The organism is Microbacterium sp., assembly GCF_047971895.1.
GTDB lineage: Bacteria > Actinomycetota > Actinomycetes > Actinomycetales > Microbacteriaceae > Microbacterium.
The window spans coordinates 1-6,563 of the sequence record NZ_JBKEAF010000108.1 but is presented as its reverse complement, the minus strand read 5'-3'; the positions used below and the strand labels follow the sequence as shown (position 1 = coordinate 6,563).

The window sequence follows — 6,563 nt, the reverse complement described above, 5'->3', positions numbered from 1 at the left end:
GGCGCATGCTAGAAGACCACCCGACCCTGTGGGAGCGCATCGTAGATGTCGTCGAAACTGCCATCGTCGAACGATACGATTTGGAAGTCGTCCGAGGGACAGTCTCTTGATCGCGAAGACGGTGCGATGCGCTCCAGTAAGCCGTCCGCTGGGCTCAGATACACCGGTAGTGACACTCGATACGTTCACGCTCAGTAAGCTGGCTTCAGGTGTTCCCGCGACTACGGGCCTATTGTCGGAAGGTAGGCCCGTCAAAGCTGGTAAGGAGAGAGGAGGCCGCGGTGAGACTCTGGTCGCTGCATCCCGTCCACCTGGACCGGGCAGGGTTGGTCGCGGGGTGGCGCGAGGCGCTGCTCGCTCAAGCAGTACTCGCGGGCCGCACCACGGGATATCGACAACACCCACAGCTGATCCGGTTCCGCAACGTCGCCCAGCCCCTCGACATGATTGGTGCCTATCTAGGCGGGATTCACCGCGAAGCAACCCTGCGGGGGTACCACTTCGACCAGAGCAAGATACTCGCCAAGGGAAATCCGCAAGCCCGCCTCTTCGTCACCCAGGGCCAGCTCGACTACGAGTGGGCACACCTCGGCGAGAAGCTCGCTCGACGAAGCCCCGATGACGCCGACAGGTGGCGCATCTCTTCTCCCACGCCACATCCCCTGTTCGAGATAACCCCTGGAGATCTCGAGAGCTGGGAACGCCGCTGAGCCGTTTCGATCACCGCTGTAGCGCGGCCGAAGGGGGCTATCGGCGGCCCGGGTTGATCCAGTGGAGACCCTCGAAGCGGGCGAAGTCGCTGTCGAAGGAGCAGATCCCCGTGCCGTGCTCGATGGCGAGGGCGGCCAGGTGCGCGTCGGTGACGAGGTTCCCGCGTAGGTCGCCGTCGATGAGAAACCGGCTGAGGATGTCGCGGTGGCTGGCGCCGGGCGTGGGAATCCAGGCCAGGTCGGCGTCGAGCCAGTCGGTGACGTAGCCCCAGGCCTCAACCGCCGTCAGCGGGTGTGCGGTCACACGGGGGTGGGTGATGATGCGCTGGAACGCCATCAGGGACACCCAGGGTAGACCGACCCGTTGGACACCGTTCATCGCATCGTCCAGCCATGTCCGCGCAGCGGTATGGAAGTGGGACTGGTCGTCGACGGCGTAGAGCAGGATGTTGGCGTCGACGATCACCGGGCACTCTCTGCGTCGTAGTGATCGAGCAGTTCAAGGGTGTCGGCGATATCGGTGACGTCGACTATCAACCCGACGCTCGCGGTCCGTTGCTGGAACCGTGCGGGCTTCTGCTTGTGAGAGAGGCCAGCGCGGGCGAGTTCGTTGACCGCCTCACCGAGACCGATGTGCCGCTCTCTGCGCAGGCGTTCCGCCGCTGCCGCGACCTCGGGATCGAGCCGTACCGTTGTTCTCACGACACCAAGGTAACACCACCGATTCAAGAAATCAGCATCAGTGATGCCTCTGATTTCGGAATCCGACGACGTCGTGATCGCGGCGATCACGCTCGCCGAGCCCATGCGCGCCAGACCGGTCGCAAAATCGTCTCACTCGATCTGAAGGCGCGCTTCAGTGACCTCCCCGGCATCGACACCGCCATGGGGGAGTAAGGGGCATCCGCTGACGCACGATGAGCCAGGCGGGCTGAGGCCCAGACACTGGCGGTGACCTCGCTGCTGGCGTCGAGTACCGCGTATTTGGCTACGGTGTCGTCCGCGCGCGTTTGATGTGTCAGGAACGGGGGCTGGCGGTGGTGAGTCCGCATTCGTAGGCGGTGATGACGAGTTGGGCTCGGTCGCGGGCGTGGAGCTTGGCCAGCAGGTTGCTGATGTGCGTTTTGACGGTGTTGCTGGAGATACACAGCTCGGTGGAGATCTCGTCGTTGGATAGTCCGGTCGCTACGAGCGTCAGTACTTCGGTCTCGCGCGGCGTGAGCAGGGCTAGCGCGGGGCTGTCTGTGGCCTTCTGTGCGGGGTTGGAGTCGGTGACGTAGTGGTTGATGAGCCTGGTGAGGATCGGGGGCGCGAACAGTGCTTCGCCACTGTGGACGCGGCGCAGAGCGTCGAGCAGCGTGGCGGGGTGTGCGTCTTTCAGGAGGAAACCGCTGGCACCGGCGCGCAGTGCCCCGTAGACGTACTCATCGAGTTCGTACATGCTCAGCACGAGCACCCGAACACTGGGTAGCGCGGGGTCTGCGGTGATGGCACTTGTCGCGTGGATTCCGTCTGATCCGGGCATTCGGATGTCCATGAGGATGACGTCCGGCGTGAGTCTTCGTGCTGCTTTCACTGTCTCGTCGCCGTTGCTCGCTTCGCCGACGACGTGGAGGTCGGGTTGGCTGTCGATCACGATGCGTAGGCTCTGGCGCATCAGCGGTTGGTCGTCGGCCAGCAGCACTCTGATGGGCGGTGCTCCGTGCGGATGTTCACTCATACGCCTGCCTCGATTGGTAAAGAGGCGTGTAGACGGAACCCTTGCCTTGTCGGGGAGGTGGCGAGCGTGCCGCCGTGAGTTCTGACACGTTCGCGCAGGCCGGTGAGCCCGTGCCCGGCGCCCGGTTCTGCCCGCCAGCCGGGATGCTTCCCGTCGTCGTCCACAGTCACATTGATGGCGTCGTCGTTGCGGGTGATCGTGAGTCGCACGGTGGTGGGGCCAGCGTGCCGGAGCACGTTGGTGAGTGCTTCTCTGACGACGGCGCAGACTGCGACCTGCGTGCTTGGCGCGATTCCGCCGTCGTCGTGGCGCTCACCACCCAAGTTCTGGATTGACTGCTGGATGATGAGGCCGCCCCGCTCGGCGTCTCGGATGATGCTGGGCAGAGCCGTGAGCGTGTCGGTGGGATGTCGTGGGGCGGGGTCGTCGCCCGGCGTGCGAAGTAGGGTCAGCATCCGGCGCAGCTCTGTCGTGCTCGAGCGTCCGATGCGTTCGATATCCAGCATTGCGCGCTGACGTTCGGCGTCGGCGTCGGGGCCGTCGAGGTAGCCTGTGGCCGCCGCGCGCACGGTGATGATCCCCAGGCCGTGAGAGCTGAGGTCGTGCAGATCGCGGGCGATCCGCAGGCGTTCCTGTGCGATGGCCTGTTCAGCTGCCCAGGAGGCGAGGCGTTCCTCGAAGTCGCGGCGCTGTCTGCGGGCACGCTGGATCGCCCAGCCCCAGGCCGCGACAACCATGATCAGCCCCGAAGCGATCACGGCGATCAGGAAGCCGGTGCTGCTGGCATCGAGGACCAGCGCGGCGGTGAGCGGCACGAGGGCGAGGAACGCGACCACGACCCAGGCGCGCGAATACCCGCGCGTGGGGCGCTCGCTCATCTCCATACGGTCAAGACTATGAAGTCCAGACGGTAGACGCCTCACACCCAGGGGTGAGGACAGCTGACCCGGCGGCGTGAAGTTCACCGCTCAGGGTGATCCGTCCGGGACCCTCACGCGATTGCGTAGAGGCATGTCGTCATCCGCGCTCTCTGCACCGTCCGCAGTCCTGGGTGTCCTCGCCGCCGAGCTGCGCAAGGCGCGTTCGTTCCCCGCGATCGGGCGCACGCTCTTGTTCGGCGTCCTTGCCCTGCTCATTGCGGCGGTGTTCGTCATGAGTCAGGCCGGTCAGTTCCTCGCGCAAGGGCGCGGCGACGAACTCGGTGGCCTGACGACTGCCGATTTCATACTCATCCTGCTGCACGACGGGCAGGTCATCCCGATCCTGCTCGGTGCGTGGGTGGTCGGCCAAGACATCCCGATCGGGCCGCGCCAGACCGTGTTCCTCGCCACCGCCAAGCGCGGCACGCTCTTCGCGGTCAAGATTGTGGCCACCGCGATCGTTGCGCTGGTTACCGCCATCGTCTGCGTCGCTGCGACTCTTGTGCCTCTCGCGGTCGCGGGCGCAGACTCGACCGGCACGATCGCTCTCGCCCCCTACTGGTGGCTAAGTGGGTACTGGGTCGTGGTCGCTGTCGTCACGGCCGCATTGGTCGCGGCCACGCGCAGCATCACCTTCACGGTCGTGCCGATCCTCGTGTGGACGATTGGCCTGTCCGATCGGCTGGCTGCGCAGATTCCCGCACTGTCGGGCGCGCTCGATCAGGCGTTCAAGTACGCCTATCTCCAAGCCGGTGCCATGCCCTCAGCGACAGTCCTGATCGCGGCAGCAGTGCAGGTGGTGGTCGCGCTCGCGGTCGGTGCCGTCCTGTATGCGCGCCGCGACGTCCGGTAACCGCCCACACACGAGTCAGCGCTTTCTCGTTCTCACTAGATAAGGAACCACTCATGATCGAAGTCACGAATGTGACCAAGACCCACGGCGCGATCACCTCAGCAGACAAGGTGAGCTTCACAGCCGAAGCGGGATTCGTCACCGGGCTACTCGGCCCGAACGGGGCAGGCAAGTCATCCGTCATGCGGATCATCTGCGACCTCGACCGCGCCGACGCAGGCCAAGTGAGCGTATGCGGACGCCGCTACCGCAAGCATCCCATCCCGATGCGGGTCGCCGGGGCGCAGTTCGAAGGCTCCGGCGCGCACCCCTCCCGCCGCGCGATCGACCACCTGAAATGGATCGCCCGCACGAACCGGCTTCCAGATACCCGCGTCACCGAGGTACTGGAACTAGTCGATCTGCAGCCGCGCGACTGGAAGCGCCGGGTCAAGGAATACTCCCTCGGAATGCAGCAGCGGCTCGGGATCGCCTCGGCCTTGCTGTGCGACCCGCAGGTTGTGATCTTCGACGAGCCAGCCAACGGCCTCGACCCCATCGGCATCCAGTGGTTGCGGGGGTTGCTTACCGGGCTCGCCCGCGACGGCAAGACCGTGCTGCTCAGCTCGCATCTGATGGGCGAGACCGAGGTGATCGCCGACCGGGTCGTGCTGATGGATCGCAGCCGTGTGATAGGCGTGGGCGACGTCAGCGACCTCGTGAAAACGCACGATAGCCTCGAAAGAGCGTTCTTCGAGCGCCTCGAACGCTCCCGCCAGCAGGTATCGACAACGGGAGATGCCCGATGAGGTTCATCGACGTGCTCCGGGGCGAGACCCTCAAGGCCTGGACGCTGGGGTCGTTGCGATGGACGATTCTTGCCACTGCCGCGCTCTCCCTTGCCTTCTGTCTCATCGATGCAGGGCCAGACCTCGGCCTCAGCACGCCGGAGACCATTGGCGTCTACGCGATGGCCAACTTCTCGTTCTTCGCTGCTATCGCGGGTGTACTCATGGCTTCGTCTGAGTATGGAGGCGGGCAAATCACCACCACGGCGCTGGCGGTGCCGCGTCGCGGGAGGACACTCGCCGCCAAGCTCATTCTCTCGGCGATCGTGACCACCGTGCAAGGCGTCCTGTTCGCGGTGCTCATCGCGACCATCTACCAGTTCCATCTGGGCGATCAGTCCGTCTATGCCACCGGCACCGCCAGCACGCTCCTGGGAAGCCTCGCCCTTGCCGTCTGCTCATGGACTGCGGTCGGGATCCTCAGCACCAGCATCGGGTTCATCATCCGATCCCAGACGGTCGCGCTCACCAGCATGATCGTGCTCACGTTCGGCGGCACACCACTGATGATGGCGCTCCCGATCCTGCAGTACCTCCCCACGAACGCAGGCGTGCTTATGTTCATCGACCGCGCAAACCAGACCTCCGACTGGATCAACCCGCCCGACATCACCGTGCCCATCGCCGGAGCAACCCTCGCCGCGTGGTGCATCGTGGTGGTTGTCGCTGCAGCGGTCGTCCTGCTCCGACGCGACATCGGAGCACGAGCGGCCGCACTCGACTAGAGCACTGCGCGTCGCAATCGCTGGCCGTCGTCGCCTCCTCAGCAGCCTATGGGAGGCGCATCTGCTACCCGCATGTGCGATGGTGCGCCAGCGGGTCAGACCCCGGCGAGTACTCCCTCCAGCCGCGCGTAGCTGGCTTCCATGCCGTCGGTCATGCCGGTGGCGAGGATCTGGTCACGCAACTCCATGGAAGGGTACTCGATCAGGAGGGTCAGCAGCGTGGCGCCATCCTCTTCGTAGAGTTGCAGGTCGTTGAGCGTGGGATCGCCGTCCATGCCGATCATCTTCTCGGTGGTCACTGAACGCCGTGGGGCCTCGCTGATCAGCGTCTCGCCCTCGAAACCGAAGCGGGTGGATTCGTCATCGCCCTGCTGCCACACATAGCGGTAGCTGTCGCCGACTTCACACTCGACCATCTGCCAGCCGTCGGGGCCAAGCAGCCACGCCTTGAGTAACGCGGGCTCTCGGTGCGCCCGCCAGACAAGCTCCTGTGGACCCTCGATCAGACGCCTGATCCGCACATGGGTGTCATCGAGGATCTCGGTGCGGGTGCCCTTTCCCTGCGCATATGCGCGCAGGTCTTGCAGGACCGCATCCAGCTGGTCCATCGCCATACGCGACCCCTCGACGGCACCCATGTCCACCGCCTGCTGCAGCCCTTCGAGCGAGGCGAAGGTGGTGATATTGGTCAGGCGGGCACCCGAGGTGGTGGCCGTGAACGCGTAGGTCATGCGCATCGTGGGGAATCCGTCGAACACGGTGCCCTCGGCATCGGTGAAGTTGTCCAGCACCTCGAATCCGTCTGGCT

The 6,563-nt window shown here is 64.9% G+C and carries 9 protein-coding genes; 5 read left to right on the top strand and 4 right to left on the bottom strand.

Features of this window, described 5'->3' with window-relative positions:
* Positions 1 to 281: 281 nt before the first annotated feature.
* On the top strand, positions 282 to 710 hold the full coding sequence (locus ACK5IN_RS08780; protein ID WP_416895810.1) for a pyrimidine dimer DNA glycosylase/endonuclease V: 429 nt from the start codon (positions 282 to 284) through the stop codon (positions 708 to 710).
* Positions 711 to 747: 37 nt separating this feature from the next.
* On the opposite strand, the gene ACK5IN_RS08775 is transcribed toward ACK5IN_RS08780, so the two are convergent.
* A complete protein-coding gene (locus ACK5IN_RS08775) occupies positions 748 to 1,176 on the bottom strand; it encodes a TA system VapC family ribonuclease toxin (RefSeq protein WP_416895809.1) in 429 nt (142 codons plus the stop codon).
* Between the two features lie 20 nt (positions 1,177 to 1,196).
* Between ACK5IN_RS08775 and ACK5IN_RS08770 the strand changes: the two genes are divergently transcribed.
* Positions 1,197 to 1,607, top strand: coding sequence for a hypothetical protein (locus ACK5IN_RS08770; RefSeq protein WP_416895808.1), 411 nt, complete (start codon positions 1,197 to 1,199; stop codon positions 1,605 to 1,607).
* Positions 1,608 to 1,728: 121 nt separating this feature from the next.
* Here ACK5IN_RS08770 and ACK5IN_RS08765 read toward each other — a convergent pair whose 3' ends face one another.
* Together ACK5IN_RS08765 and ACK5IN_RS08760 are read right to left on the bottom strand one after the other, a co-directional pair.
* Positions 1,729 to 2,394, bottom strand: a complete 666-nt coding sequence (locus ACK5IN_RS08765) for a response regulator transcription factor (protein ID WP_416895807.1) — start codon at positions 2,392 to 2,394, stop codon at positions 1,729 to 1,731.
* Positions 2,395 to 2,426: 32 nt separating this feature from the next.
* Positions 2,427 to 3,308 carry a sensor histidine kinase gene (locus tag ACK5IN_RS08760; protein ID WP_416895806.1) on the bottom strand — a complete coding sequence of 294 codons (882 nt, stop codon included), beginning with the start codon at positions 3,306 to 3,308 and terminating at the stop codon, positions 2,427 to 2,429.
* Between the two features lie 133 nt (positions 3,309 to 3,441).
* Between ACK5IN_RS08760 and ACK5IN_RS08755 the strand changes: the two genes are divergently transcribed.
* The 3 genes from ACK5IN_RS08755 to ACK5IN_RS08745 are packed head-to-tail and all read left to right on the top strand — an operon-like array spanning position 3,442 to position 5,755.
* Positions 3,442 to 4,203, top strand: a complete 762-nt coding sequence (locus ACK5IN_RS08755) for a hypothetical protein (RefSeq protein ID WP_416895805.1) — start codon at positions 3,442 to 3,444, stop codon at positions 4,201 to 4,203.
* 53 nt (positions 4,204 to 4,256) lie between these two features.
* Entirely contained in the window at positions 4,257 to 4,991 is a 735-nt protein-coding gene (locus tag ACK5IN_RS08750) for an ABC transporter ATP-binding protein (protein ID WP_416895804.1), read from the top strand.
* Entirely contained in the window at positions 4,988 to 5,755 is a 768-nt protein-coding gene (locus ACK5IN_RS08745) for a hypothetical protein (protein WP_416895803.1), read from the top strand. The genes ACK5IN_RS08750 and ACK5IN_RS08745 overlap by 4 nt, the downstream gene beginning before the upstream one ends.
* 95 nt (positions 5,756 to 5,850) lie before the next feature.
* On the opposite strand, the gene ACK5IN_RS08740 is transcribed toward ACK5IN_RS08745, so the two are convergent.
* Positions 5,851 to 6,563: SRPBCC domain-containing protein (locus tag ACK5IN_RS08740; RefSeq protein ID WP_416895802.1), on the bottom strand; the 713-nt coding region annotated here is incomplete at its 5' end.

What these genes read in the sequence shown, in the direction of transcription:
- ACK5IN_RS08750 (WP_416895804.1), top strand. Translation starts at nt 4,257, where the DNA reads ATGATCGAAGTCACGAATGTGACCAAGACCCACGGCGCGATCACCTCA.
- ACK5IN_RS08760 (WP_416895806.1), bottom strand. Translation starts at nt 3,308, where the DNA reads ATGAGCGAGCGCCCCACGCGCGGGTATTCGCGCGCCTGGGTCGTGGTC.
- ACK5IN_RS08755 (WP_416895805.1), top strand. Translation starts at nt 3,442, where the DNA reads ATGTCGTCATCCGCGCTCTCTGCACCGTCCGCAGTCCTGGGTGTCCTC.
- ACK5IN_RS08745 (WP_416895803.1), top strand. Translation starts at nt 4,988, where the DNA reads ATGAGGTTCATCGACGTGCTCCGGGGCGAGACCCTCAAGGCCTGGACG.